Origin of the sequence: Wenzhouxiangella sp. 15190, assembly GCF_003417465.1 — a bacterium.
GTDB lineage: Bacteria > Pseudomonadota > Gammaproteobacteria > Xanthomonadales > Wenzhouxiangellaceae > Wenzhouxiangella.
The window spans coordinates 142,274-168,292 of sequence record NZ_QVMV01000007.1; the positions used below are offsets into that span (position 1 = coordinate 142,274).

Sequence of the window (26,019 nt, forward strand, 5' to 3'; positions counted from 1 at the left end):
GCCATCAGTCATTGAAACTTGCTGAGCGTATCAGCCATCGGTGAAGGTCGGCGGCCAGGGGTAGCCGGTGGTCGTTGGGGTGCAGTGCGATACGAAGCGGCCACCGAACGGCCAGCAGTCGGTTGAGTGCATTGGAAATCTTCAGCGCCGGCATCTGCCAGGCGCTGGCGGCCTCGAAGCCGATCAGGGCGCTGCGCTGGAATCGGCCCGTGGCAAGGTCCAGATGGCCGCTGATCGTTTCCACCCGCTCGAATCCCGTCGGGCGTAGCTCCGTCGCGCTCACCGGGCCGAGCGCCCAGGCCGGGGGCACGTAGAGTTCCGGTGCCGGCAGGTGGTGGTCAGTGAACCACTGTCGGTTGCGCGTCATCAGGTCGACGATTTCGGAGGGAGACAAGGCCAGGTGCTCGGCACAGTCGCGCGAGATGAACAGGCTGTGCAGGCGGTGTTTGAGTCCGCGGATGTGGCGTGCGCGGTGTGTCCAGCCGTGGCCGGCGAGCGGATGACCATCCGCTGCCCAGGCACGCAAGCGATCCAGGTCCGAATCTGTCCATTCCTTACCGGGCACGACCAGCAGCGTCACCGGGCCCGGACAGTGACGCTCGATGAGGTCGAGCTGCTCGGCCACCCGGTCGAGGGTTTCGGGCATGACGTCGTGTATGGAGATATCAGGCCGCACGGGCCACCTCGACAAGGGTCTCGAGCCACGCCCGCCGCCCTTCGTCACGGATGGCGGCGTAGGCGGCCACGCCTTGTTCGGCCCGCGCGCGCCGCGCTTCCTCCGGCAATTCGATCAGGGCATCCAGGGCATGCACCATGGCGTCGGGCTCGTCCGGGTCGAAGCGATACAGCACCGGATCGAGTTGTGGCCATTCGCCGATGCCGCAGTGCGTCGAAACCAGCGCGGGCCGGGCGCAGGCGATGGCTTCCAGCGCCACCGTGCCAAAGGATTCGACGTCCGACGGCAGGACCAGTGCGTCGTGTTCGGCCAGCAAGTCCGGTATCGATTCTCGCCGGACCCAGCCAAGGTGGCGGATGTTTTCGTAATCGCGCGCGGCGGCTGCGACAGTCTCGGTGAGCGGGCCCTGGCCGGCGAAGCCGAACGTGAGGCCGGGACGCCTGGCCGCGGCATCGAGCAGGCGATCGATGCGTTTTTCGGCGGCCAGGCGGCCGACGAAGATGATCCTTTCCACCGGGCCGGACTTCGGTTCCGGCGAGCGGTCGAAGCGCCCGGGCAACAGGGTGGCCGCCAGTTCGGCACGGCGCGCGCCCAGCTTCCTGGCAAGCGCCACCATGCTGTCGGAATGGGCCAGCGTCAGGGCGGCGCGTTCAAACAGCTTGCGGTTGCGCGATTCAAGGTAGCGGGTGGCCACGGCCGTCATCAGCCGGCCCCAGTAGAGTTCGCTGAGCGCCTCGAAATGCGTGTGAAAGCCGTAGATGAACGGAATGCCGCGGCGTCGCGCCAGGCGGGCCCCGGTCATGCCGTAGGGGCCGGGCGTGGCGATGATGACGACATGGGGTTCGAGCTCGTCGAAGACGCGGGCCATTCGCCAGCCGGCCGGAAGCGCGGCGCGCTGGGTTCTGTCGCCCGGCAACGGAAAGCTCACCAGGGGTTTCGGGCCGTGCTCGGGTGCGATCAGTTCGATGGCTTCGACCGAGTCGCTGATTTGCTCGATCAGGTCGCCGTAGTAGGAACCCACGCCGTTGCGCTCGATCGCCGCGTCGCAGCAGATCAGCACGCGCAGTCGGCGGGCGTCAGTCACGGGAGGCGAATCGGTCACGGCTGAAGTCATGACGGGCAAGGATATCGGCAAACCGCTCTTTCAGCCATGCCGGGTCCAGGTTGCTGTCGCTGAGCTCGTGTTTGTGCGCTGAGCGGTGCTGCCGCGACTCGTGCGCACGGTCTTGCAGCCTTTTTGCAAACGACGGAGCGGGGTCGAGCTGGAGCCGATCCAGGGTCTGCGTGACGGCCGCTTCAAGATGCGACCGGATTTCGACGTTGTTGAGCAGGACGATACGCTCGGCCGGCAGGCGCTCGGCCTGCTCGAACAGGTTGTCGAAGTAGAAGGCGAACAGTTCGACGAAATGCTCGTTAAAGCGCTGCGGCGCGCCATCGCTGGCGAACAACCGCAGTGAGTCGGACAGGGTGCTCAGTTGCGAGGAAAGCGCGCGTTCGGGTTCGCGCAGGCAGACGATGAATCGAGCATCGGGAAAGGTTTGCGACAGGCTGCCGACCATGCCGGCGAAGGATGCGTTCTTCGACAGGAAACGGTGTTCCTGCCCGTGTACATACAGGTGACGTTGAACGGCGCGGTGGTAGTAGTCGAGCTGTCTTCGCCGAAAGTGGGCATCGTCATCGATATCAAGCCGGGCCATGCGCCACAGGTCCGGACTGTCCGGAAACAGCACGACCAGCACGAAACAGGTCATCGGCGGCAGCAGGCAGAAGAAATCTTCCTCGGGCTGGTCGAGGCGCACCGGGTGGGTGTCCTCGAAGCCGCCCGTCAGTCGGCGGATGAGGAAGCCGACCAGCCGGCCCAGAGGGCGGCCCACGCCCGCGTCGAGGCGGCCGACCCCGCGCCACAGTTTGCGCCACGTCACCGACAGGGCGAAGAAGCACTCCCAGGTCGAAAAAGTGGTGGTGCGTTCGTCTTCGGCCAGCACACCGTGAAGAAAGGTCGTGCCGCTGCGGGGTACGCCCACGACGAACAGCGGTCGCTCCACCGATACCTTCCGGTAGCCGCGAAACAGGATCTCGTCGAGCGCCAGGCCGAGCCAGTGATAGAGATTGAGCAGGAATAGTCCGGGGATGAGCGCCAGAATGATCAGGGCACGGCGAAGCGAACGACGCCCCATGCCGTTGGCCGGTGGCCAGAGCGCGTGTGCGCCCAGGCGCAGAAGCCGCCATTGCGATTGGAGAAACAGGCGCCCCATGGCCGGTCAATCAATGTCCGGCAGCATTTCCCGCGATTCGCGCCGGCAGCGGTTGATGGCATCTTCGAGGTATTGCGTCATCTGTGGCGAACGGGCGTCGCCTTCGCGGTCGACGACGATCGGGTCACCCCAGTAGATGAGAACCTTCGCGAACGGGATCGGCAGGTCCGTCAGGTCCCAGGACCGGTGCAGCGGAATATGCCGGCTGCAAGCCATGGCGCAGGGAAAGACCGGCAGGCCGGTGACCCGGGCGAGCTCCAGCACACCGGGTTTGGCCTTGTGCACCGGCCCGCGCGGTCCGTCGACGGCAATCACCGGCGACCAGCCCTGGCGTGCCAGGCGCATCAGGCCACGCAGGGCGCGCGAGCCGCCGCGGCTGGAAGAGCCCCGGGTCGTGGCGAAGCCGGACTTGCGCAGGACGTAATCGAGCAGTTCGCCGTCCTTGCTCCGGGATGCCATCACGGCGAGATGGTAGAAGCGGCCGAAGCACACGAGGCCCAGTTCGTCGCCGTGCCACATGGCGACCACGAAGGGTTGCCCGCTCTCGAGGCGTTCGGTCAGAGCCCGCGGTTCGTGGCGACGCAACCGCCAGGTCGCGCTCCAGATGCGATAAACGCCGTAGATCAGGCGCGGAAGAATCGTGCGGCGAAACATGATGCCGCGCATCATACCCCGCCGGCGCCTGCTGGAGGAGCGGGCACCGGCGGGGCCGGGGTCAATTGTCCGCGTCGGACGTCGGTTCGTCTTCAGATTCGTCTTCGAAATCACCGGCCACGACATGGCTGAGCCGATCCGGCCGGAGATGCTCGCGTACGGCCTCGGTCACGTCCTCGGCGGTGAGCTCGCTGACGGCCTGCTCGAACTCGGCGCGGTGATACATGTCGCGATCGAGGTAGAGGTAATTGTTGAGCAGTGACATCAACTGGGCGTCCTCGCTGCGTTTCAGCTCGAGCTGCTGAAGGTAGCCGCGGCGACCCTGGGCCACTTCCTCTTCACCGAAGCCGTTCTCGACGGCGTCGTCGAATTCCTCGAACAACACTTCGACCAGCCGCTTCCGGTTTTCCGGCGCATACATGGCGTAGACGAAGAAGCTGCCGCGCTCGTCGATGCTGTGGGCGTTGAACCCGCCGCCCACGCCGTAGCTCAGGCCCTCGGTATCGCGGATGCGATCGGCCAGGCGCGAGCTCAGGAAACCGCCGCCGAGCAGATGACCGGCCAGGGAGACGGCCGGATAGTCGGGGTGGTCGTCACGCATCCGGATCGGGTGGCCTCCGATCAGGCCGGCATTGGCCTTGTCGTCGAGCTGGTATTCCATGCTGGCTGGTTCGATGTCGCGATAGTCGCGCGCGATGCGTTCGAATCCGATTTCGGGCGTGAAGTCGTTGAACAGGACTTCGAGGCGTTCGCGTACTGCCTGCGGATCGAAATCCCCGACCAGGCTGATTGTCGTGCCCGGGCCGAAGCCGTAGTGGGCGGCATGGAAATTGACCAGCTGCTCGCGCTCGATGGCACGCAGGCGAGCCTCGGATTCATCGAAGTCGGGCACGTAGTCGGGATGCTCCGGCGGCAACGGCGTGTTGTGGCGGTTGAGCATGCGCGATGCAACGGCGATCGGCTGATCGCGCTGCTGGTCGAGCTGCGTGAGCTGCTGGCGACGCAGTTCATCGATCTCGGAATCGTCGAAGCTCGGGTTCTGCAGCACGTCGGCGACGATGTCGAGTATCTCGTCGAGATTGTCGCGCCGGGTTTCCATCCGGGCATTCACCAGATTGCTGCCACTGACGCTCAAGCTCGATTGCAGGGCATTGACCCGGTCGCGGATTTCCTGGCGCGTGCGATTGGCGGTGCCGCGCATGAGCATGCTGCCCGTGAAGGCCGGTACGCCGCCGAGACCAGAGAGTGATTCGAGCGTGCCCAGGCGCATGGAGATCTGCCCCTGGACGCGGTCGCCGCGTGTCTCTTTGGGCAGCAGGGCGACTTTCGCGCCGTTGGCCAGCTCGAAACGCACGACGCGATCCTCGATATTCTCGGGCGTGGGATCGAAGGCCTCGCCCGCTTCGCGGTCCTCGCGGCCGGTGTAGTCGGCCAGCAGGACTTGCGGATCGGGCTCGGCCGGGATCACGGCGCGTTCGGGTTCGCTTTCGGGAATGAATTGGCCGATGGTGCGGTTGTCGCGTGTGAGATAACGGTTGGCGACGCGAATGACGTCGGCGACGGTGACCGCCTCGATGCGGTCGCGGTTGAGAAACATCAGGCGCCAGTCGCCGGCGGCTTCCCACTCGCTGAGCTGGATGCCCACACGATTGGTATCGTTGAGCGTCTGCTCGATGTTGCGGGTCAGGGCGTTGATGGCCCGATCGACTTCCTCCTGCGTGGGCGGCGATTCCTCGAGGGCCTCTACAGCCGCCAGCATTTCGCGGCGGGTTTCGTCCAGATCCTGTTCCTTGTCGACCTGGGCGAACAGGGCCAGGAACGAGGGTTCGCCGAGCGCGCGGGAGAAGGCGCCCACCTGGCTGGCCAGCTTGTTGTCCACCAGGGCCTTGTGCAGGCGACCCGAAGGCGAGTCACCGAGCAGATGCGCCAGTACCTGGACGGCGGCGAAGTCCTCGTGCGAGGCCGCGGGCACGTGCCAGCTGCCGAGCAGGGCCTGGAATTCGCCCGAACGCCGCACGGTGACCGTGCGCTGGCCGTCCTGTACGGGTTCGCGGGTGTAGGTCGGCCAGAGCTTCATGTCGCCGGTGCGCTCCGGCGCTGCGATCTGCCCGAACTCCCGATTGATGAGTTCGAGTGCGCGGTCAGTGTCGTAATTGCCCGACAGGATGAGCACGGCATTGTCGGGCTGGTAGTAGCGACGGTAGAAGTCCTGCAGGCGCTCGACCGGCACGTTCTCGATATCGGCGCGCGCGCCGATGGTCGAGCGGCCATAGCCGTGCCACTGGTAGGCGGCGGCTAGTACGCGCTGGAACAGTACGCCGATCGGGTTGGTTTCGCCGATCTCGAACTCGTTGCGCACCACCGTCATTTCCGACTCCAGATCCTCTGCGGAGATGGTCGAGTTGACCATGCGGTCGGCTTCCATGGTGATCGCCCACTCGAGGTTCTCCTCGCCGGCTGGCAGGGTCTGGAAGTAATTGGTGCGATCGAACGAGGTGGTGCCGTTGGCCTGGCCGCCGCGCTCGGAGATTTCGGCCTTGATGTCCTCGTGGTCGGGGGTGCCGTAGAACAGCATGTGCTCGAGCAGGTGGGCCATACCGGTCTCGCCGTAGCTTTCGTGCTTGGAGCCGACGAAGTAGGTGATGTTGATGGTCGCCGTGGAACGACTCCGATCGGGCATCAACAGAACCTTCATACCGTTGTCGAGGCGGTACTCGGTGATGCCTTCGACGCTGGCTGCGCGCTCGATGTCTACCGCCTGGGCGGCGGCAAGTACAGGCAGGGCCAGGATCAGGGCAAAAAGAATTCGTCTGCAGTGACACGCAAGTTGCTGCATGGGGATGCTCCGTCAATTAAGGGTTGTAACGCCTGGTCGACCATCATGCCGCAAGGGCCGGGGAATCGAGTGTGACAAAAGTCACGGTTGCGCTCTGGCTCTTCGAGTCGAGTGCTTCAGCCGTCGGCCTCGTCGCCCCAGACTTCCTCGAGCCGCTCGTCGCGCCCGCAGCGCCAGCGATAGTACTTGTAGCGGACGGCGTTTTCCCGGTAGTAGTTCTGGTGGTAGTCCTCGGCCGGGTAGAAGGCCTCGAACGGTTCGATGGTGACCTCGATGGGCCGGTCGAACCGCGCCTGCTGAGTTTCGAGACTCTGCCGCGCAAGCCGCTCCTGGCGCTCGTCGTGCACGAAGATGGCCGGGCGATAGCTCTCGCCACGGTCGCAGAACTGGCCGCCGCCGTCGAAGGGATCGACGTTGGGCCAGTAGATGTCCAGCAGCTGTTGGTAATCGACCTGCTTCGGGTCGTAGATCACCTGGACGACCTCCAGATGCCCGGTGCCGCCCTGTACGACCTGCTGGTAGCTGGGGTCGGCGACGTGTCCGCCGCTAAACCCCGAGATCGTCTCGACGACGCCGTCGACCTGGTCGTAAGGCGGTTCCATGCACCAGAAACAACCGCCGGCGAAGGTGGCATGCTCGAGCTCGTCGTCTTGCTGAGTGAAGGCCGAGCCGGCGTAAAGCGCTCCAGCGATGATGATCGCGGTCAGGGCGGGGAAGCGGGCGAGGTTCATGATCTCCTCAGGTCCGGAAGATCTTCACCTTCCGGCACGAATTCCAGCGCCGCGCCGTTGTTGCACCAGCGCTGTCCGGTCGGCTCGGGGCCGTCGTCGAAGACATGGCCCTGGTGGCCGCCGCAGCGGGCGCAGTGGTACTCGGTGCGCGGCCAGATCAGCCGGAAGTCCTTCCTGGTATCGATATGGTCGGGGTGGATCGGCTGGTAGAAACTGGGCCAGCCGGTGCCGGACTCGTACTTGTGCTCGCTGGAGAACAGCGGCAGGAAACAGCCGGCGCAAATGTAGGTGCCGGCGCGTTTCTCTTCGTTGAGCGGGCTGCTCCCGGCGCGTTCGGTGCTTTCGCGGCGCAAAACGCGGTACTCATCGTTGTCGAGAATCTCGCGCCAGCGCGCGTCACCCAAATCGAGCGGTTCGAACGACATTGGCATCGAAGTCATGGTCTCTCCTGCGAAACTGCGAGTGGGCAGGCCGCCCAGCCAGAACAGCGGCAGCGAACCGGCCGCCAAACCCAGCAGGCGCCTGCGCGAACGATTGCGGATCCGAGACTTCATATCCGCATTGGATCAGATCCGGCGTCAGTAGTTCGTCAAGGCTCAGACTTCGATCTCGGCCAGGTTGCCCTTTTCCTCCAGCCAGGCACGGCGGTCTGACGCGCGCTTCTTGCCCAGCAGCATGTCCATCAGCGCGTCGGTTACGGCCGGGTCGTCGACGGTCAATTGCAGGAGGCGGCGGGTGTCGGGATCGATGGTGGTTTCGCGCAGCTGCAGGGGGCTCATCTCGCCCAGGCCCTTGAAGCGGGTTTCGGTGACCTTGCCCTTGAGCTTTTCGGCCTCGATCAGGGCGAAGATGCCCTGGCGTTCTTCGTGGTCGAGCGCGTAGTGGGTCTGCTTGCCGACGTCGATGCGAAACAGCGGCGGCATGGCCACGAACACGCGACCTGCGTCGACCAGCGGGCGGAAGTGCTTGAGGAACAGGGCCGAAAGCAGGGTGGCGATATGCAGGCCGTCCGAGTCGGCGTCGGCCAGGATAATGACCTTGCCGTAACGGAGCTTGCTCAGGTCGTCTGAGCTGGGATCGACGCCGATCGCAATCGCCAGGTCATGGACTTCCTGCGACTGCAGCACCTGGGCCGGGTCGGTCTCCCAGGTGTTGAGGATCTTGCCCCGGAGCGGCATGATCGCCTGGTACTCTCGGTTGCGTGCCTGCTTGGCGCTGCCGCCGGCCGAGTCGCCCTCGACGAGAAACAGTTCGGTTTCTTCCAGGTCGGTGGAAGCACAGTCGGCCAGTTTGCCGGGCAGGGCGGGCCCCTGGGTCACCTTGCGCCGCGCGACCTTCTTGCGCGCTTTCTGGCGTTTGAGGGCGTTGTCGATGGCCAGCTTGGCGATCGCCTCGCCGTCGGTCACGTGCTTGTTCAGCCACAGCGCGAAAGCGTCCTTGACCACGCCGGAGACGAAGCTGGCGGCCGAACGCGAACTCAGCCGCTCCTTGGTCTGGCCGGAGAACTGCGGGTCGTCGAGCTTGATCGACAGCAGGAAGTTCAGCCGTTCCCAGATATCCTCGGGCGCAAGCTTGACGCCGCGCGGCATTAGACTGCGGATCTCGCAGAACTCGCGCAGTGCCTCGATCAACCCCGTGCGCAGGCCGTTGGTATGCGTGCCGCCGGCGGGCGTGGGAATCAGGTTGACGTAGGACTCCTGGGTCAGCTCGCCCTCGGGCACCCAGGTCAGCGCCCACTCGGCTTCCTGGTCGGCACCGGAGAACTCGCCCGTGAAGGGCTTTTCGGGCACGCACTCGAGGCCCTCGAGGCTTTCGGTCAGGTAGTCGGTCAGGCCGTCTTCGAACTGCCAGGTCTCGGTTTCATCATTGGCACGGTCGTCGAGCCGGACTTCCAGCCCGGGGCAGAGAATGGCCTTGGCCTTGAGCAGGTGCTTGAGCCGCGGGCGCGAGATGTTGGGCGAGTCGAAGTATTGCGGGTCGGGCCAGAAATGAACTTTCGTGCCGGTGTTGCGCTTCCCGACCGAATTGATCACGGTCAGCGGCGTTTCGGTTTCGCCGCCTGCAAAGACGATCTCGTGTTCCTCGCCATTGCGCTTGATGCGGCAGACCAGCTTCTTCGACAGGGCGTTGACCACCGATACGCCCACGCCGTGCAGGCCGCCGGAGAATTTGTAGTTCTTGCCCGAGAACTTGCCGCCGGCGTGCAGGCGGCTGAGGATCAGTTCCACGCCCGGCAGCTTGTGCTCCGGGTGTGGGTCGACCGGCATGCCGCGGCCATCGTCGGTGACCTCGACCGAGCCGTCCTCGTGGAGAACGACCTCGATGAGCTTCGCGTAGCCGGCCAGGGCCTCGTCGACGGCGTTGTCGACCACCTCGGCGACCAGGTGGTTGGGCCGGGTGGTGTCGGTGTACATGCCGGGCCGGCGCCGGACCGGCTCCAGGCCCTGGAGGACTTCGATATCGGACGCCTGGTAGGCGTTGCTCATGGACGGTGCTTCCTCGTGAAAATCACTGGCGCACCATTATGGCGCAATCGTTTGGATTCGGTCGGAGTAATCCTGGAAGCTTCGTTGCATCTTCATTGAATACAATTTCCGCATGTCCAATATGGCATTCAATCCAGTACCGGCCAGTCAGATGAAGATCATCCTCAGCCGCAAGGGTTTTGATTCGACGGCCGGCGGCGTGCCCAGCCCGATCCTGCCGGACGGGCGCATCGTATCGCTGCCGATTCCCGATCCGCTTTCGCCGGTGCGCTATGGCGAGATCGGTGGCGAGGAGCGGGATATCGGCACGCTCGTCTCGAATCTGACCGGTGGACGTATCCGGCGCAATTCGCGTGGTCATCTCGATCCCGATCTGATTGCAGCCGACCGCCCGAGGCCGCCGGCCTGGCAGCCGATATTCGGCCAGGAGGGCGCGGCCCAGGGGCATTTGCGCAACCGGGGCGTGGGGCCGGGTGACGTGTTCGTGTTCTTCGGGCTGTTTCAGCAGACCCGCTGGCACCGCGGCCGGCTGGTGTTCGACTCTCGGGCGCCGCGCCAGCATCTGATCTGGGGATGGATGCAGGTCGACCGGGTGGTGCCGGTGGCTGATTGCCCGGATGACATTCGAGGCTGGGCCGCGGATCATCCGCACTTGCACCATGACGGTAACCGCAACAACGTGCTCTACCTGGCGCGCGATCGACTGACCGGGTTTGGGACAAAGGCACCGTTGCCGGGCAGCGGCGTCTTCAGTCGCTATCGTCGCGCATTAAGGCTCACGCGCCGAGGCTCTCCGCGGCCAACGCTGTGGCGCGTTCCCACCTGGCTGCACCCGGGGCCCGGCCGCGCCGCGCTGAGCTACCACGAGCATCCCGGCCGTTGGCAGACCCACCAAGGCATAACACAGCTACAGTCCGCCTTTCGGGGCCAGGAGTTCGTCTTGTCGACGCGGGACTACCCGGCGTCCGTGGCCTGGCTGGGCGGCCTCATACGTCGTCAGGTGCACGCATAGTCGTTTCAGCTGCGCCTCAATCGATGATCTGCGCCTGCCCTCGATGGCTTTGTGCATCGAACGATTGCACCTTGAGCATCACGAGCTTGTCGAGCTGCTCCGGTTTGGCGCCACTGACTTCCAGGACGGAGTCGCCGATGCGCGCCTCGGCCCGGCCGGTGTCGGCGTCGAGGGTGGTCAGGTAGGCGTTGATTTCCTCGCCCGCCTCGAAGGTCGGGTGGTTGCTGCGGAATCTCCAGGTCTTGAACAGGCTCATATCGTGTTCGCTCCCTTGCTGAGGCGGTCGGAGGTGTATTCACGGCCGAAACCGGTGATGGCGGCGAACAGGAAGATGAACACCAGCAGCCAGCCATGGAACACCCACGGCCATGCGGCCACGGGGCTGACGACCATTTCCTGCGTGAACCACGGGTAGACGTCGACCAGCTCGTTCATCTGGGTGAAGGCGACGAGGACACCACCCGACCACGGGAAGATGTAGCCCAGGGCCGAGGTGTTGGCGTCGAGGATATTGGCGCGCCGGTAGCCGTTGATATTGAACTTCTTGCCGATCTTGGCGATGTAGGGCGCGATCGCGATCTCGGCCGCGGTGTTGATGGTCACGGCGGCGTTGATGCCGGCGGTGACGGTGACCATGGTGAGCTCGGCCGAGCGCACGGTTTTGGCCACCGAGCGCAGCAGCCAGTCCTGCATGGCCTGGAAGCCGCCGCCGCGAATCATGATCTGTGCCCCGGCGATCACCAGCAGGATCAGCACGCTCAATGTCACGAAACCGAAGGCGCCGTCGTAGATGCTGCCGCCCACGCTGGCCGACTCGGCCGTGGCGATCAGCGGCCAGCCGGAGAACGTCTCGGCCGCCCAGCTGCCTTCGGGTACGTTGAATACCAGCATGTCGCTGCCCGGCGCCAGGCCGAAGACCACGTTGAGCACGACCGCCACGATCAGGCCCCAGGAAATGGCCTCGATGATGTGGCGCCCGGCGATGGCGGTGAAGATCACCGTGCCCATCGATAGCAGGTGGAGCAGGCCGACGGGATTGCTGGTTTCGGCGAACAGCGCGCGCGCACTGGCGTCGATATTGCTTGCGGGCGTCATGCCGGCGGCCACGATGTAGGCGATCAGGGCAAGAATTGCCGCGGTAATGGCGTACTTGAAACGGCTGGCGACCACGCCGCCGACGTCCGAATCCTGGGTGACGGCGCTGACGATGGTGGTGTCGGAAACCGGCGCCAGGTTATCGCCGAAGACCGCCCCCGAAAGGATGGCGCCGAGCATCAACACCGGATCCGCTCCCAGTGCGACGCCGGCCGGGAAGAACAGGGCCACGAATGCGATGACGGTGCCGTAGCCGGTGCCGATGCCGGTGGCCAGCAGGCCGGCCAGGATGAAGGTGATGGCCGGAAACAGCGTCGGTCCGACGCCGGTCACCTGGGCGAGCCAGCCCAGTCCGTCGACGAAGCCGCCGACCTGTAGCGTGGCCGAAAACATGCCGGCCCACAGCCAGGCCACGATGGCGGTGACCGCGACCGGTTGTGCCATGCCTTCGAAAATGGCGTCGGCGTAGGTTTTCCACGGCCCCTTGACGAACAGCATGCCGATGATCAGGCCGATCAGCATGCCGGCGATCAGTCCGGCGGTGTCGCCGATGGCGAGAACGCCCGACTGGAAAATGGCCCAGGCAATGAAGAAGACGATGGGCAGGGCGCTCAGCGCCTTGCCGCCGCGGAATTCAATGGTGGTTGAAGTCGCCGACATCTGGCCGGCTGATTCAGGCTGGTTCATGAAGCGCTCCCTCTTGGCTGCTTCTTGACGACAGATTGGAAACGGAATCTACCCGTGGAGAATAGCCTTGATCGAAGGCGCGGTTCAAGGGCACAAGCGGGACGAGCGCTAAACTGGCTGCCAATTCCAGTTCTTGATTGCAGAACAGAACACCGCACAAGCACAACGATTTTCGATGCATGACTATTGGGGCATTGATGCGGGAATTGCTGACCTCTAGCCTCGTACATGCGCTTCAATCGGAACTTTCAGGGAAATGAAAAAAATCATCAATTTCTTGCTACTTCCCATTTTGCTTTGTGGCGGCCAGGCGCTTGCTTTGCCGACGCCGGCTGCAGACCACCACATGCACATACACAGCGCTGACGGCGGCAGAGTTTTACAGCAGGCTCGCGAAGTGGCTGGTAAACCGTCCGATGAAGCCAGCCCGGTAACGGCCGATCAAGTCGTCGAATCAATGGACCGTGCTGGGCTGGAGCAGGCGACCATCCTGTCCAATGCCTACATGTTCGGCATGCCGGAGCTGGATTTAGATGACGAGTACGGTCGGGTCCGGGCGGAAAACGATTACGTGGCGAGCCAGGTGGCCCGCTATCCCGAACGGCTTGCCGGGTTTTACAGCGTCAACCCACTCGCGGAATATGCGCTCGACGAGATCTCGCGATGTGCCGAGAGTGAGCACCTCACCGGTTTGAAACTGCACTTGGCCAACTCTGACGTGGACCTCCGCAATCCGGAGCATGTCGTGCAGCTCGGGCGAGTTTTTGCCAGGGCCAACGATTTGGGCCAGCCGATTATTATCCATCTGCGTACCCGGAATGGTGCGTATGGCGCGCACGATGCCCGCATCTTCATTGAGCAGGTCCTTGCACGCGCACCGGATGTCGTGATCCAGGTAGCCCATTTGGCCGGCTGGAGTGGTATGGATGAAGCTACCCTAGAGGTGGTCGACACCTTTGCGGCGGCGATGGAGCAGGACGATGATGGTTCGTTTGACGGTCTGCTTTTCGATATGTCCGAGACCGTCATCCCTGAGTCGCGCGCCAATGGCAAGGATGAATATCTCGAACAGGTTCGCAAGATCAATCGGCGCTCCGCCCGGGCAATCAAGCGGTTGGGTGTAGACCGCGTGGTTTTCGGCAGCGACTGGGTGTCGCCGGGCAAGTTGAAGCCGAGGGCCAGCACCTTGGCCAGGAATCTTCCTCTGCCGGCGGAGATGGTCGCTGAAGTGGCAGCCAATCGCGCCCCCTATCTGGGGAATCCGCAATGATCTTGACTCGGGCACTGGCTGCCGGAATTGGCATAGCGGTACGCCCGGACCGGCGTGCCTGGCCCGAGAAGCAAGATGAAGCGCGCAAGCTGGACCAGGCAAGGTTGCCCATGAGATGGGCACAACTCGAATTTTTGGAGGTTATACATGCAACTCATTCGAAAATCATGGATGCCCGTGCTGGGGGGACTTCTCTTGGCCGTGGCTGCTTCGGCGCTTGCCCGCGATGTGCAAATCATGGTTCTGGGTACTTACCACCTCGCCAATCCCGGGCTGGACCTGCACAACGTTGAAGTCGACGACGTCACTTCCGAGTCGCGGCAGCGCCAGCTCGAGGATATCGCGACGATGCTCGCCGCCTTCGGCCCCGACCGGGTCGCCGTCGAGGCTGTGTCCCAACGCGAGGATCTTTCGCTTGCGGCGTATTCGGAATTCGAGCCGGAAGTACTCGAGGAGACTCGCAACGAGCGCGTGCAGATCGGCTTTCGCCTGGCGCACAGGCTGGATCATGAGCACGTCTACGGGATCGACGAGAAGGACGAGGAGAAGGATTACTATCCCTTCGACCAGGTCGCCGAGTTCGCCGAGGCAAACGACCAGATGGCCGCCATCGAGGCGATGAACCGCATGGGGTCGTCCTATGTGCAGACCGTCGGTCGGCTGCATGCCGAAGGACATATCGGCAACGCCCTGCACTGGATCAACCAGCCCGCGATGATCGAGCAGATGCAGGGTATCGGCTACTACGGCATGCTCGACGTCGGCGATGCGGACCGCCAGCCCGGGGCCCTGCTCAATGCCCGCTACTACGAACGCAATGCCCGCATTTTTGCCAAGCTTATGACGGTGGTGGAGCCGGGTGAGCGCGTGTTGGTCGTCTACGGTTCGGGTCACAGCTACTGGCTGCGGCATTTCGTGACCGCAACCCCGGGCTTCGAGCTGGTCGAGCCGAACGATTACCTGTCGGCGCTGGTCGGACACTATTAACCCGGCGGCAATGTAGATTACATTCAGCCGCGCTGTGCCTTTCGACAGCAAGGCAGCGAAACGCCGCTGTAGCACTCCTACAGCAAGTTTCGCTAACGCCGTCTGTCGGGAGGCACAGCGCGGCCTGTCATGCAACATCAATAAGTTAGGGGCTTCAATAATGGCCCGACTCGGCGTTGTCGCTCTTGCCAAGGAAATCACCCTTCCCGGCGAGCGACGCCTTGATTCGAGCCATTCTTGAAGCCCTGAATGCAATCTATATTGCCGCCGGGTTAATAAAGGCGGCTTGAACCTGGAGAATCGCATGACCGAGCAGCGACGAACCGCACTGGTGACCGGGGCCAATCGGGGCATTGGCCTCGCTATTGCCCGCGGTCTGGCCGAACGCGACATCCACGTGCTGGCCGGCGCCCGTAGCGTCGACAAAGCGCAGGAGGCTGTCGGCCAGATCGATGGCTCGGCGACCGGGGTTGCGCTGGATCTGAGCGAGCCCGGCGTGATCAGTGAAACGGCGAACCAGCTGGCCGATCATTACGGACCGATCGATATCCTGGTCAACAATGCCGGTGTGCTGGTCAAGGACGACTTCGAGCAGCTGGGGCTGGCCGACTTCGTCCACTCACTGCAGGTGCACCTTATCGCCGCATTCGAATTGATCCAGGTGTTGGGCGTGCCCATGAAGGAGCGTGGTTGTGGGCGCATCGTCAACATGACCTCTGGCTGGGGCGCCTTCGCGGAGAACCTGGAAGGCCCGCCGGCTTACGCCATCAGCAAGGCCGGGCTCAATGCCCTGACGGTCAAGGCAGCGCAGGCCCTGGGCGAGAAAGTGAAGGTCAATTCCGCTTGCCCCGGCTGGGTGCGCACCGATATGGGCGGGGATCAGGCGCCGAATTCGGTCCAGCAGGGCGCCGATACCCCGATCTGGCTGGCCACGCTGCCCGATGACGGCCCGACCGGCGGTTTCTTTCGCAAGCGCCGGCCGATCGACTGGTAGCCGCTCACTCCGTCCATAGACCCATCTGATCGCCGCTTCTCGTGGGCGCTCGGAACAGTTCGGTATTCAGCGGCGGCCGGTCGTCGCGGTCCAGGCCGTGGCGCCTGCGCGCGACCCGGAAACGGTTGGCGATCAGTTCGGCGACCTGGCCGGCTCCCGTCTGGCGCCGGCCCCAGGTCGGGTCGTAGTCATGTCCGCCGTGCAGTTGCCTTACCAGGCTCATGACGTGGTCGGCGCGCTCCGGGTAATGAGCGCCTAGCCACTCGCGGAACAAGTCCTTGAGTTCGTGCGGCAGGCGCAGCACCACGTAGCCGGCTCTTGTCGCCCCGGCGTCGGCCGAAGCTTTCAGGATGGCCTCGATCTCGCGGTCGTTGATGGCAGGAATCACGGGCGCAAACATCACGCCCGGATGGATATCGATGTCGCGCAACTCCGAAAGGATTCGAAGTCTTGCGTTCGGCGAGGCCGTGCGCGGTTCGAGCGTTCGCTTGAGGTCGTTGTCCAGGGTAGTGATGCTGACCGAGACCGATACGAGGTTGTCGCGGGCGAGATCGGACAGCACGTCGAGGTCGCGCAAGATGGTCACGCCCTTGGTCAGGATGCTGACCGGGTGGCGGTATTCGACCAGCAGCTCCAGCAGCCGGCGGGTCAGGCGCAACTCGCGCTCGATCGGCTGGTAGGCGTCGGTATTGATGCCGAGCACGATCGGGCGGCAGTGGTAGCCGGGTTTCCTGAGCTCGGCCTCGAGCAGTTCGACCGCGTTTTCCTTGTGAAACAGCCGGGTTTCGAAGTCCAGCCCGGGGGAGAGATCCAGGTAGCTGTGCGAGGGTCGGGCGAAGCAGTACACGCAGCCGTGCTCGCAGCCGCGATAGGGGTTGATCGATTGCTCGAATGGGACGTCGGGCGAGCCGTTGCGCGAGATGATCGAGCGGGCTCGTTCGGCCCTTACCGTGGTCCGGAGGGCGGGCAGCTCTTCCAGCTCCCGCGTCCAGCCATCGTCGAGGGATTCGACTCGGTGCATCGAGAAACGGGATTTCGGGTTGGTCGCGGCACCCCGGCCTTTTGTCTTCCTGTGATATCTCATGCCAATACTATAAATAAATATAGCAGCAATTTCAGTGCCCGGTTTTTGATCTTTCTTCGCGCACCGGTGCCGCCGGGACGTTAAAGTAGGCCTATTCGAAGCAGAGACAGGGGATAGTGCATGGCTGATATCGAGCCGCTCGGCGTTGACCAGGTTTATCGGCGTTGTTCCGAGAAGAGTCTTGAATTCGAAACCACCGATGCACTGGACCCACTCGGAGAGCCGGTCGGGCAAGACCGACTGCTCCAGGCGTTGCGTTTCGGCACAGGCATCCGGAACCACGGCTTCAATCTGTTTGTGCTCGGCCCTCGCGGCGTCGACCGGCATGCCCTGGTGCGTCGATTCCTGGAAAACCGTGCCGCCGACGAGCCGGCGCCGCCGGACTGGTGTTATGTCTACAACTTCTCGGAGCCGGACTGCCCACGCGCCCTCCGTCTAAAGGCCGGTGACGGCCGGCGCCTGCGCCGTGACATGGACGGTTTCATCGAGGAATTGCGTACAGGTGTCGCGGCGGTGTTCGAAAGCGAGGAATACCAGAGCCGGATGCAGGACATCCAGGACGAGTTCGAGCAGCGTCAGCAGAAGGGTCTCAGTTCCATCGGCGAGGAGGCCAACGAGTCCGGCATCGCGCTGATTTCCACGCCCGGTGGATTCACGTTGGCGCCCATGCAAGACGGGGAGGTGCTGGAGCCGGATGAATACGAAAAGCTGCCGGATGACGAGCGCGAGAAGATCGAAGAGAAGGTGGCCGAACTGCAGAAGAAGCTCCAGCAGGAAATCCAGCGTGTACCCGCACTGCGCAAGGAGCTTCGCAACCGCATTCGTGAGCTCAATGAGGAAATGATCCTGTTCGCCCTGGGCGGGCCGGTGCGTGAGCTCAAGGACCACTGGTCGCACGAGCCCGACGTGATCGCCCACCTCGATGCGGCCCGCGAGCACGTCGTGGAAAATGCCGAAGCGCTGCGTGGACGCCGCGGCAGCGGCCCGCCCGAAGAGTTGCTCGAGCGGTTTCGCGTCAACCTGCTTGTCGACAATGCTGAGGCCGAGGGCGCACCGGTGATCTACGAAGACCTGCCCACGCACCATCATCTCGTGGGCTGGATCGAACACCAGATGCGCAACGGTGCCCTTTATACCGACGTGTCGATGATTCGTCCGGGTGCCTTGCATCGGGCCAACGGCGGTTACCTGATTCTCGACGCCCGGCGGGTGCTCTCGCATCCGATGGCCTGGGAAAGCATCAAGCGTGTCCTGTTTTCCGGTGACGTGCGCATCGAATCGCTTGAGCGGCTCTACGGTCTGGTCAGCACCGCAAGTCTGCAGCCGGAGAACATGCCGGTTTCGGTCAAGGTCGTGCTGGTGGGCGAGCGGCTTCTGTATTACCTGCTGGCTCATTACGATCCGGATTTCCTCGAACTGTTCAAGGTGGAAGCGGATTTCGCCGATGACATCGAGCGCAGCGAGGACAATCACATGCTCTACGCGCGCATGCTCGCCTCGCTGGCCAAAAGGACGGAAACGTCGCCACTCGATCGCTCGGCGGTGGCGCGGATGATCGAACATGCCAGCCGCCTGGCGGACGACCAGCGCAAGCTCACCGCCGACGACCGGGTGTTGCGCGACGTACTCATGGAAGCCGGTTACTGGGCCGATGAAGCGAAGTCGCAAGTGGTCACTTCCGAACACGTCCAGCGCGCCATCGATGAGCGAAACGTCCGCGCCGGGCGCCTGCGGCAGGCCAGCCTCGAGCAGATCGGCCGCGGCACCGTCATGGTCTCGACCAGTGGTGAAACGGTCGCCCAGATCAACGGGTTGTCGGTTATCCAGCTCGGCGATTTCCGTTTCGGCCGCCCGTCGCGCATCACGGCAACCGCGCGGCCCGGTCACGGGCAGGTGGTGGACATCGAGCGCGAGGTCGAACTCGGCGGGCCCATTCACAGCAAGGGTGTGCTGATCCTGTCGCGCTTTATCGCCAGCCGTTATGCGGCCGAGAGCGAGTTGTCCCTTTCGGGTAGCATCGTTTTCGAGCAGTCCTATGGCGGCGTCGACGGTGATTCGGCCTCCCTGGCCGAGTGCTGCGTGTTGCTGTCAGCCATTTCCGGCGTGCCGCTCCGGCAACATCTGTCGGTGACCGGTTCGGTCAATCAGCACGGCCTTGTCCAGGCCGTTGGCGGCATCAGCGAGAAGGTCGAAGGTTTCTTCGACGTCTGCTGCCAGGCCGGCGAGCTCGATGGTCACGGCGTACTGGTGCCGGCGGCCAACGTGGAGCACCTGATGGTAAAGCCCGAAGTGCGTGAGGCCGTGGCCGACGGTCGGTTCCGGATCTACCCGGTCGACAACGTCGACGAGGCACTCGAACTTTTGACCGGTCTTGCTGCCGGGGAACTCGACAAGGATGGCAGTTTCCCGGAAGACAGCTTCAATCGTCGGGTGGCCGATCGACTGAAAGAGTTTGCACGTATTGCCCGCAAATCCCGCGGCAAGGGTGATGCGAACGGGGAAGGCGATGGGGAAGAGAACGGATAGCGCCAGGACCGACGGGCTCCGGCCTTCCCGTGTCGTCGTCCTGATCGATGCCTCCCCCGATGCCCTGTACGCGTTGGAAGCGGCAGTGGAACTGGCCGCCCGTCACGAGGCGCCGCTGTTGGCGGTTTCGGTCGAGGAGCCCGAGCGCGCCCGGAGCGCGGGGTTTCCCTTCGCCCACGAGGTAGGCGCGCTCTCCGGTGCGATTCGGCGCATCGACGAAACCCTGTTGAACCGGCGGCGCGAGAGTGGTCCGCTTTCCATTCGCCGCACCATCGAGACCGCGGCCGACCAGGCTGGCGTTGCCTGGGAGCTGGTCGTGGTACACGGGCACCTGGTCGAGGAGGTGCTTGCATTGTCCGGTCCCGGAGACCTGCTGATGCTCGGAAGAGTGGGATGGTCGGCACGTCTTGGGCGCAGGCTTGGTGGTACAGCGATGAAGCTGGCTCGTCAATCGGTCGGCACCGTGCATATCTGTTCCGCCGACCCCGTGCGCCAACGAGGGCGAATCGCGGTCCTTATCGAGGATGGCGATTCGGCCCGGGCGGTGCTCACGGCAGCAGCCGGTCGAGCCCGAATGAGTGGGCGCGAACTGGTTGCGCTTTTTGCACCCCAGGTTCGAGAGACCGCCGCCGAGATCTTGTCCAGGCTGTTCGGAAAGGAAGATCCCAGGTGCTGCCTGCGGGCACTTCAGACCACGGGTACCGGGGAATTGTTGCGAGTTCTGGCCGAGGAGCGAGCCGTCGAACTGGTGGTCGGGCGTGGCGGCGCCTGGCTGAACTCGCCGGCGGCCGACCGCCTGCTTACCTACTGGCGAATGCCCGTGCTGGTTACGCCCGCCGACTGAAGCCGGCGTCAGTCGAGTACGATTTCCCCGGCCGGTTCGCGCAGGTTGTAGCGCGAGGCCATGGCCGCCCCGTAGGCGCCGGTGTTGGCGATCAGCAGCACGTCGCCCTCGCTCGAATGCGGCAGCAGGCGGTCCAGGCCCAGGATATCGCCCGACTCGCAGATCGGGCCGACCACGTTGTAGACGTGGCTGCCGGGCTCATCGAAGCGGCTCAGATTGACGATCTCGTGCCATGCGCCGTAGAGCGCCGGGCGGATGAGCGAGTTCATGCCCGTGGCCACGCCGACGTAGCGCACGCTGTCCTTGTCCTTGGTCTGTGTCACGCGCGCCAGCAGCACGCCGGCCGGCGAGACGACATAGCGACCCGGCTCGATCCAGACCTGCACTGAGCGGGGTAACTGCTTTTTGAGTTCGGCCAGGCCGCCGTCCATGGCGGTCGTGTCCAGCGGCAGTTCGTCGGACCGATCGGGTACGCCCAGGCCGCCGCCGAGATTGATGATTTCGACGGTGTCGATGCGGCGTGCGGCCTCGCCCAGGGTCTCGAGACTGCGGTGCCAGTTGTCGGGATGCATGATGCCCGAGCCGGTGTGCGCGTGCAGGCCGCGGATGCGGATGTCGTGGGCGCGGCACAGGGTCTGTGCGCGCTCGAGTTCGCTCAACGGGATGCCGAACTTGGAGTTGCTGCCGGCGGTGCGCACCAGCTTGTGGTGGCCCAGCCCGGAGCCCGGGTCCAGGCGCAGGAAGATCGACTGGCCGGCCAGGTCGCGTCCCCAGTGTTCGAGTACGTGCATGTTGTCGACGGTCAGCGGCAGGCCCATCGCGACCGCCTGGCGGTATTCCTCGCGAGGCGCGAAATTGGGCGTGAACAACATGTCGCCGGGTTCGAGATCGGGCACCTGCTCGAGGGCGTGGCGGGCTTCCGCCAGGGATACGCATTCAACGCCTAGTCCGCCGGCTACGGCGGTGCGCAGCAGTTGAGGATGCGAATTGGCTTTCATGGAGTAGAGCACGCGATCGACCGATTGCAGTCCGGAGAGCCTGCGGCAGGCTTCGCGCACTGTGGGCAGATCGTAGACGTAGGCGCTGCCGTGTCCGGCCATGAGTTGCAGGAGTTCGTCGCGCCGATGTTGCCACCAGGGCGGAACGTAGACCGGTGCGGTTTCGTCGCGGAAGAGTTGTTCGAAGGTGGGTCCGAACACCGAGTCGCCGCCGACGCCGCCGGGGATGACCTGTTGGTGAAGCTGCTGTACCAGGCGCTCGGCGTGGCGCGATTCGACCACGAACGTGAGGTTGAGGTCGTTGGCGGCCTGGCTGACCTGGAAGATGCGCCGTTGTTCGAAGACCTCCAGCGCCGGTCCGAGCCGATGCAGGATGGTGCGAATACCCAGCCCCACCAGGCTGACAGTGGCGCAGTCGGTCAGGACTTCGACTCGGCACAGCTTGCCGAGCTCCCGCACCAGTTCGTCCAGGACGGCCTGGTCGGCCACGTTGGCGCCGGGGTCGAGGGTGAGTGTGACGTTGGATTCCGACGTCGAGACCTGGTCGACGGACAGCCCGAGCTGCCGGAAGACATCGAAGACGGCTGCCAGAAAGCCGACCTGCTGCCACATGCCGATGTCCTCGAGCGAAATCAGCGTGATCGGTTTGCGCTGCACGATGGCCTTGACCTGTGCACCGTGCTCTTGCGCTGTCGACGTGATGACGGTCCCCTCGATATCCGGCCGGCCAGTCTGGCGCATGTGAATCTCGATGCCCTGCTCGTGGGCCGGGATCAGCGCCGCCGGATGCAGCGCCTTCGCGCCCATGGCGGCCAGCTCCTGGGCTTCGCGGAAACCGACCTGCTTGAGCAGCCGCGCACCGGACACGCGCCGCGGATCGGCTGAAAACAGGCCGGGCACGTCGGAGAAGATGTCCACCCGGCGCGCGCCCAGCACCGCGGCGAGTACGGTCGCCGAAGTATCCGAACCGCCGCGGCCGAGCAGCACGGTCTCGCCGGCGGGGTTGGCGGCCACGAATCCCGGCATGACCCATACCCGCGATTCTTGCGCGAGTTCGCCGGCGAGCTCCGGATTGGCTGTCGGTCGGCAACGTGCGGAAAGATAGCGCGCGCGCCGGCCGCGATCCTTGGGTTCGTCCGTAATCAGGACCTTGCGGCTGTCGAGCCAGGCCGCCGGTACATCGTCCAGGCCGAGTCGGGCAATCGCCAGGCGGCTGGAGAGCACCTCTCCGAAGGCAAGCAGCCGGGCCTGGTCGGCCGGTGAATGGATGTCGAATTCCTGTGCCAGAAAATGGCGCAGGTCGGCCAGCGGTTTATCGAGCGTCGTCTCGGGCAGGCCGCAGGCGGTGAGCATGTCGTGGTGGCGTCGGTCGACTTCAGCAAACAACTCGCCGTGGTTGCCTGCCTGCGCGGTCTCGATATGGGCCTGCAGCAAATCGGTAATGCCGCGCAGTGCGGAGACCACCACGGCCACGTTGAGCCCCTGCTCGGTCGCCAGCCTGACCTGCTCAACGATGTGGGGCCAGTTGTCGGGGCGCGCGACTGAACTGCCGCCGAATTTGAGGATGCGCCATTCGCTGGCTTGGACGCTGTTGGCCGGATTCATTAGGATATGCCGTTAATAAAGCTCTGATCCAATTAAGGGGAGATTCGCCGTGCCCGAAAAAATCAGCTATTCTGACCAAAAACACGGTAGGGGCCGGCCCGCGTACGGGGCGTGATTCCCCGGGATTTTACGCGATAGAGCCATAATGAGCAGCGTCACGCAAGAGACGGGGAGCAGGCGTTCGGCTTCGGTCAGCGATATCGGGCGCGTCCGCAGGGAAAACCAGGATGCCGTCCTGGCCGACGATGAACTGGGTCTGTGGTTGGTGGCAGACGGCATGGGCGGACATGCCGGCGGTGCACGTGCCAGCACCATTGCCCGCGATACGGTTCGCGAGCGAATCTCGAGCGGTGCCGATCTGGCCGGTGCGGTCCTGGCGGCTCACGAGGCGATTCGTTCCGAGCAGCTCGACAACCCCGAATACAACGACATGGGTACGACCATTGTCGCCCTGGCCGAACAGAAGCGTCATTACGAGATCTGCTGGGTCGGCGATAGCCGCGCGTACAGAATCTCTCCCCGCCAGAACCGCTTCGAAATGCTCACGAGCGATCATAATGTTGCCGGTGTCCTGGTCGCTTCCGGTGCGCTCACGCCCGATGAGGCAACCCGTCATCCGCAGCGGCATGTGTTGACCGATTGCCTCGGACTGGCCGGTGAAGAGGCGCCGCGTGTCGATATCGTCGAAGGCGAGTGGCGGCCCGGCGACATGATTCTTCTTTGCTCCGACGGGCTGTCGGGGGAGCTCGGAGACGGTGAGATGGAACGCATCGTGCGATCGGCGGGTGAGACCGATGCCCAGGGCCTCGTCGATACCCTGCTTCAGGACGCCCTGGCCTCGGGTGCCCACGATAACGTGTCGGTCGTTGTGGTGGCGGCACCGCAGGAAGCGATCCATCCCCAACGCCCGCGTTGGAAGTGGCCATTCGGACGACGCTCCGGGTAGAATGGTGACGACACGGAGGGAACAGTCATGAGTCGTGAAAGTGGTCGATCAAGCCACAAGGATCAAGGCCCCCAGGGCACCCAGGTCTTCAGCCGCGATGAAGTCAACCAGCTTCTCCAGGAGACTTCCGATGAGCCGAGTTCGGGTTCCCGTGCGGAACTGACCGGAGTGAGCAGCGCTGTCAGCGGCCAGTCATTCGCGCTGAGCACAACACGCCTCATTGTCGGCCGGGCTGACAACTGCGATCTCCGCCTCGAGGATTCCAGCGTCTCTTCCGAACATGCCCGCCTTGTGAAGGATTCGGCGGGCTGGCGGGTCGTCAACCTGCTGTCGACCAACGGCACCTTCGTCAATGACCGAAAGATTTCGAGTTCGGGCATTTCGAACGGAGATCGAATCCGCTTCGGCCGCGTCGAATTCCGTCTCTATGATCCCGACGAGGCCGCTTCGACGGAAAGCGGAAAGTCCAGCTGGTTGCCCTGGGTGGCTGTGGCCGTTGCCGTTGCGGCGGTTGCAGCCGCTGTTGTGTGGGTGATTCAGTAAAAAAGCTACCTGCCCGGCGACAGGTGGTTTCGCGGCGAGCCGCCATCAATCAGCCGGGCGCACCCTTGTAAGTGCCGATAACGACCACCGTCTTGCCGGAAGCCCGAATCATGCCCTCTTCCTCGAGGTTCTTCATGACGCGCCCGGCCATCTCCCGTGAGCAACCCACGATCCGGCTCAGTTCCTGACGCGTGATCTTGATCTGCGTACCCTCCGGGTGCGAAATCGCGTCCGGCTCGCTGCACAGATCGATCAGGGTTTTTGCGACCCGTCCCTGGGTATCGAGAAATGCCAGGTGGTAAACCTTGCGGCGGGCGTAGAGCAGGCGCTGCGCCAGTTTCGAGCCGATGGCCGTGAGGATGTCGATGGCGTGCTCGCGCAAATCGCCTTCCAGGGCCTGGCGGAGACGTTCGTAGGAGACTTCGGCGACTTCGCACTTGCTACGGGTCCGCACCAGCGACTCGCGCTTCGCCGGCTTCATGAACAGCCCCATTTCGCCGATGAAGTCACCGGGATTGAGATAGCTGAGAATGAGTTCTCGACCGTCCTCGCCTTCGGTGGAGACCGATACCGATCCCTCGATGATGTACAGCAGGGTATCGCTGGCATCGCCCGGTCGCATGATGGTTGTCTTGGCCGGGAAGTGCTGGCGCTGACAGATGGCGAGAAAGCGGTCCATGGCCTCTCGGTCAATCGGGTAGAACTGGAAATCTCTCATCGCGTCTTCTTGTGGTATTTGGTAATGAATGCTTCCCTTTCCAGCGACCGCGCTTCATGCGCCGACTTGGGGGCCGCTGCGCGGTGTCGTGTCAGCAATTCTGCCCTCGGCTCGTGACGGACGTCAAACCCGCGGTGCCGGCTTGTCGGGCAGTGTAGCGGATTTCGGGGTGGAAACGGGGCTGGTCGATGGTTGATAATTGCGGCCCTTCAAACGGCGCCGGGTACAGGATATCTAGAATATGGTTTCACGCCGCATCAAGCTGCACGGATTCAACAATCTGACCAAGGCGCTCAGCTTCAATATCTACGATCTGTGTTTCGCAACCTCGGCGGGACAGCGTGAGGACTACATCGCCTACATCGACGAGGCCTACAATGCCGAGCGACTCACGCAGATCCTGACTGACGTCTCGAACATCATCGGCGCCGACATTCTCAACATTGCCCGCCAGGACTACGAGCCCCAGGGCGCAAGCGTGACCATGTTGATCGCCGAGGAGCCGGTCGACGATGCCGGCGACGCCGCTTCGGCGGTACCGGGTCCGTTGCCCGAGTCGGTGGTCGGGCATCTCGACAAGTCTCACATCACGGTCCACACCTACCCGGAAAGCCATCCACACGACGGCATTTGCACGTTCCGGGCCGACATCGACGTGGCGACCTGCGGCGTGATCTCGCCGCTGAAGGCGCTCAACTACCTCATCCACAGCTTCGAATCGGACATCGTCACGGTCGATTACCGGGTGCGTGGTTTTACCCGTGACGTACGCGGCCGCAAGCATTTCATCGACCACAAGATCACCTCCATCCAGGACTACTTCAGCCGGGACACGAAGAAGGCCTACGAGATGATCGACGTCAATGTCTACCAGGAAAACCTCTTTCACACCAAGATGCGGCTGAAGGACTTCGACCTGGACAACTACCTTTTCGGCATCAACGCCGAGGACCTCGAAAGGCGCGAGCGCAATGGCATTGAAAAGCGCATGCGCAAGGAGATGCAGGAGTTGTTCTATGGGAGGAATTTGTAGGGCCGCGATCGGGGCGAGGCCTGTTGTCGCTCGTGCGAC

At 63.8% G+C, this 26,019-nt stretch carries 22 protein-coding genes; 9 read left to right on the forward strand and 13 right to left on the reverse strand.

Features of this window, described 5'->3' with window-relative positions; all coding sequences use genetic code 11:
* Nucleotides 1-4: 4 nt before the first annotated feature.
* The 8 genes from DZK26_RS01820 to parE all read right to left on the reverse strand — a co-directional run bounded on the left by DZK26_RS01820 (nt 5) and on the right by parE (nt 9,638).
* Nucleotides 5-724 (reverse strand): polysaccharide deacetylase family protein, encoded by a 720-nt coding sequence (locus DZK26_RS01820; RefSeq protein WP_258918353.1) that lies wholly within the window; start codon nt 722-724, stop codon nt 5-7.
* Nucleotides 666-1,760, reverse strand: coding sequence for a glycosyltransferase (locus tag DZK26_RS01825; protein WP_181918267.1), 1,095 nt, complete (start codon nt 1,758-1,760; stop codon nt 666-668). Before DZK26_RS01825 ends, DZK26_RS01820 begins: the two co-directional genes overlap by 59 nt.
* Nucleotides 1,753-2,931: a sulfotransferase gene (locus DZK26_RS01830; protein WP_116897207.1), complete on the reverse strand. Its 1,179-nt coding sequence runs from the start codon at nt 2,929-2,931 to the stop codon at nt 1,753-1,755. Before DZK26_RS01830 ends, DZK26_RS01825 begins: the two co-directional genes overlap by 8 nt.
* A gap of 6 nt (nt 2,932-2,937) precedes the next feature.
* Nucleotides 2,938-3,600 carry a lysophospholipid acyltransferase family protein gene (locus DZK26_RS01835; RefSeq protein WP_181918268.1) on the reverse strand — a complete coding sequence of 221 codons (663 nt, stop codon included), beginning with the start codon at nt 3,598-3,600 and terminating at the stop codon, nt 2,938-2,940.
* Between the two features lie 46 nt (nt 3,601-3,646).
* Nucleotides 3,647-6,421 carry a pitrilysin family protein gene (locus DZK26_RS01840; RefSeq protein WP_116897209.1) on the reverse strand — a complete coding sequence of 925 codons (2,775 nt, stop codon included), beginning with the start codon at nt 6,419-6,421 and terminating at the stop codon, nt 3,647-3,649.
* A 116-nt stretch (nt 6,422-6,537) separates the two neighbouring features.
* Nucleotides 6,538-7,152 (reverse strand): peptide-methionine (S)-S-oxide reductase MsrA, encoded by a 615-nt coding sequence (gene msrA / locus DZK26_RS01845; RefSeq protein WP_116897210.1) that lies wholly within the window; start codon nt 7,150-7,152, stop codon nt 6,538-6,540.
* Entirely contained in the window at nt 7,149-7,706 is a 558-nt protein-coding gene (gene msrB / locus DZK26_RS01850; protein WP_116897211.1) for a peptide-methionine (R)-S-oxide reductase MsrB, read from the reverse strand. The genes msrA and msrB overlap by 4 nt, the downstream gene beginning before the upstream one ends.
* Nucleotides 7,707-7,748: 42 nt before the next feature.
* Nucleotides 7,749-9,638, reverse strand: coding sequence for a DNA topoisomerase IV subunit B (parE, locus tag DZK26_RS01855; RefSeq protein ID WP_116897212.1), 1,890 nt, complete (start codon nt 9,636-9,638; stop codon nt 7,749-7,751).
* A 151-nt stretch (nt 9,639-9,789) separates the two neighbouring features.
* Between parE and DZK26_RS01860 the strand changes: the two genes are divergently transcribed.
* The gene (locus DZK26_RS01860; RefSeq protein WP_116897299.1) at nt 9,790-10,650 is read left to right on the forward strand and encodes a hypothetical protein; all 861 of its coding nucleotides are present in this window, start codon (nt 9,790-9,792) and stop codon (nt 10,648-10,650) included.
* A gap of 16 nt (nt 10,651-10,666) precedes the next feature.
* Here the strand turns inward: DZK26_RS01860 and DZK26_RS01865 are convergent, their stop codons facing one another.
* The gene (locus tag DZK26_RS01865) at nt 10,667-10,906 is read right to left on the reverse strand and encodes a hypothetical protein (protein WP_116897213.1); all 240 of its coding nucleotides are present in this window, start codon (nt 10,904-10,906) and stop codon (nt 10,667-10,669) included.
* Nucleotides 10,903-12,432: a Na+/H+ antiporter NhaC family protein gene (locus tag DZK26_RS01870; RefSeq protein ID WP_116897214.1), complete on the reverse strand. Its 1,530-nt coding sequence runs from the start codon at nt 12,430-12,432 to the stop codon at nt 10,903-10,905. Before DZK26_RS01870 ends, DZK26_RS01865 begins: the two co-directional genes overlap by 4 nt.
* Nucleotides 12,433-12,688: 256 nt before the next feature.
* Between DZK26_RS01870 and DZK26_RS01875 the strand changes: the two genes are divergently transcribed.
* From DZK26_RS01875 to DZK26_RS01885, 3 genes are all read left to right on the forward strand, one after another.
* Nucleotides 12,689-13,702, forward strand: coding sequence for an amidohydrolase family protein (locus tag DZK26_RS01875; RefSeq protein WP_116897215.1), 1,014 nt, complete (start codon nt 12,689-12,691; stop codon nt 13,700-13,702).
* A gap of 147 nt (nt 13,703-13,849) precedes the next feature.
* Nucleotides 13,850-14,689, forward strand: coding sequence for a DUF5694 domain-containing protein (locus DZK26_RS01880; RefSeq protein WP_147306593.1), 840 nt, complete (start codon nt 13,850-13,852; stop codon nt 14,687-14,689).
* Nucleotides 14,690-14,993: 304 nt separating this feature from the next.
* On the forward strand, nt 14,994-15,683 hold the full coding sequence (locus DZK26_RS01885) for an SDR family NAD(P)-dependent oxidoreductase (protein WP_116897300.1): 690 nt from the start codon (nt 14,994-14,996) through the stop codon (nt 15,681-15,683).
* Nucleotides 15,684-15,687: 4 nt separating this feature from the next.
* On the opposite strand, the gene DZK26_RS01890 is transcribed toward DZK26_RS01885, so the two are convergent.
* Complete coding sequence (locus DZK26_RS01890) at nt 15,688-16,767, reverse strand: PA0069 family radical SAM protein (RefSeq protein ID WP_116897217.1); 1,080 nt, start codon at nt 16,765-16,767, stop codon at nt 15,688-15,690.
* A gap of 120 nt (nt 16,768-16,887) precedes the next feature.
* Between DZK26_RS01890 and DZK26_RS01895 the strand changes: the two genes are divergently transcribed.
* Nucleotides 16,888-19,293 (forward strand): Lon protease family protein, encoded by a 2,406-nt coding sequence (locus DZK26_RS01895; RefSeq protein WP_116897218.1) that lies wholly within the window; start codon nt 16,888-16,890, stop codon nt 19,291-19,293.
* On the forward strand, nt 19,274-20,137 hold the full coding sequence (locus DZK26_RS01900; RefSeq protein ID WP_181918269.1) for a universal stress protein: 864 nt from the start codon (nt 19,274-19,276) through the stop codon (nt 20,135-20,137). Before DZK26_RS01895 ends, DZK26_RS01900 begins: the two co-directional genes overlap by 20 nt.
* Nucleotides 20,138-20,145: 8 nt before the next feature.
* Here the strand turns inward: DZK26_RS01900 and DZK26_RS01905 are convergent, their stop codons facing one another.
* On the reverse strand, nt 20,146-22,740 hold the full coding sequence (locus DZK26_RS01905) for a bifunctional aspartate kinase/diaminopimelate decarboxylase (RefSeq protein WP_116897220.1): 2,595 nt from the start codon (nt 22,738-22,740) through the stop codon (nt 20,146-20,148).
* 145 nt (nt 22,741-22,885) lie between these two features.
* Here DZK26_RS01905 and DZK26_RS01910 point away from each other — a divergent pair, with 145 nt between their 5' ends.
* Nucleotides 22,886-23,686, forward strand: a complete 801-nt coding sequence (locus tag DZK26_RS01910) for a PP2C family serine/threonine-protein phosphatase (protein ID WP_116897221.1) — start codon at nt 22,886-22,888, stop codon at nt 23,684-23,686.
* Between the two features lie 27 nt (nt 23,687-23,713).
* Nucleotides 23,714-24,229 (forward strand): FHA domain-containing protein, encoded by a 516-nt coding sequence (locus tag DZK26_RS01915; RefSeq protein WP_116897222.1) that lies wholly within the window; start codon nt 23,714-23,716, stop codon nt 24,227-24,229.
* Nucleotides 24,230-24,278: 49 nt separating this feature from the next.
* Here DZK26_RS01915 and crp read toward each other — a convergent pair whose 3' ends face one another.
* Nucleotides 24,279-24,947, reverse strand: coding sequence for a cAMP-activated global transcriptional regulator CRP (gene crp, locus DZK26_RS01920; RefSeq protein WP_220337019.1), 669 nt, complete (start codon nt 24,945-24,947; stop codon nt 24,279-24,281).
* A gap of 241 nt (nt 24,948-25,188) precedes the next feature.
* On the opposite strand from crp, the gene speD reads away from it, so the two are divergent.
* Complete coding sequence (gene speD, locus DZK26_RS01925) at nt 25,189-25,980, forward strand: adenosylmethionine decarboxylase (RefSeq protein ID WP_116897223.1); 792 nt, start codon at nt 25,189-25,191, stop codon at nt 25,978-25,980.
* Nucleotides 25,981-26,019 lie beyond the last annotated feature (39 nt).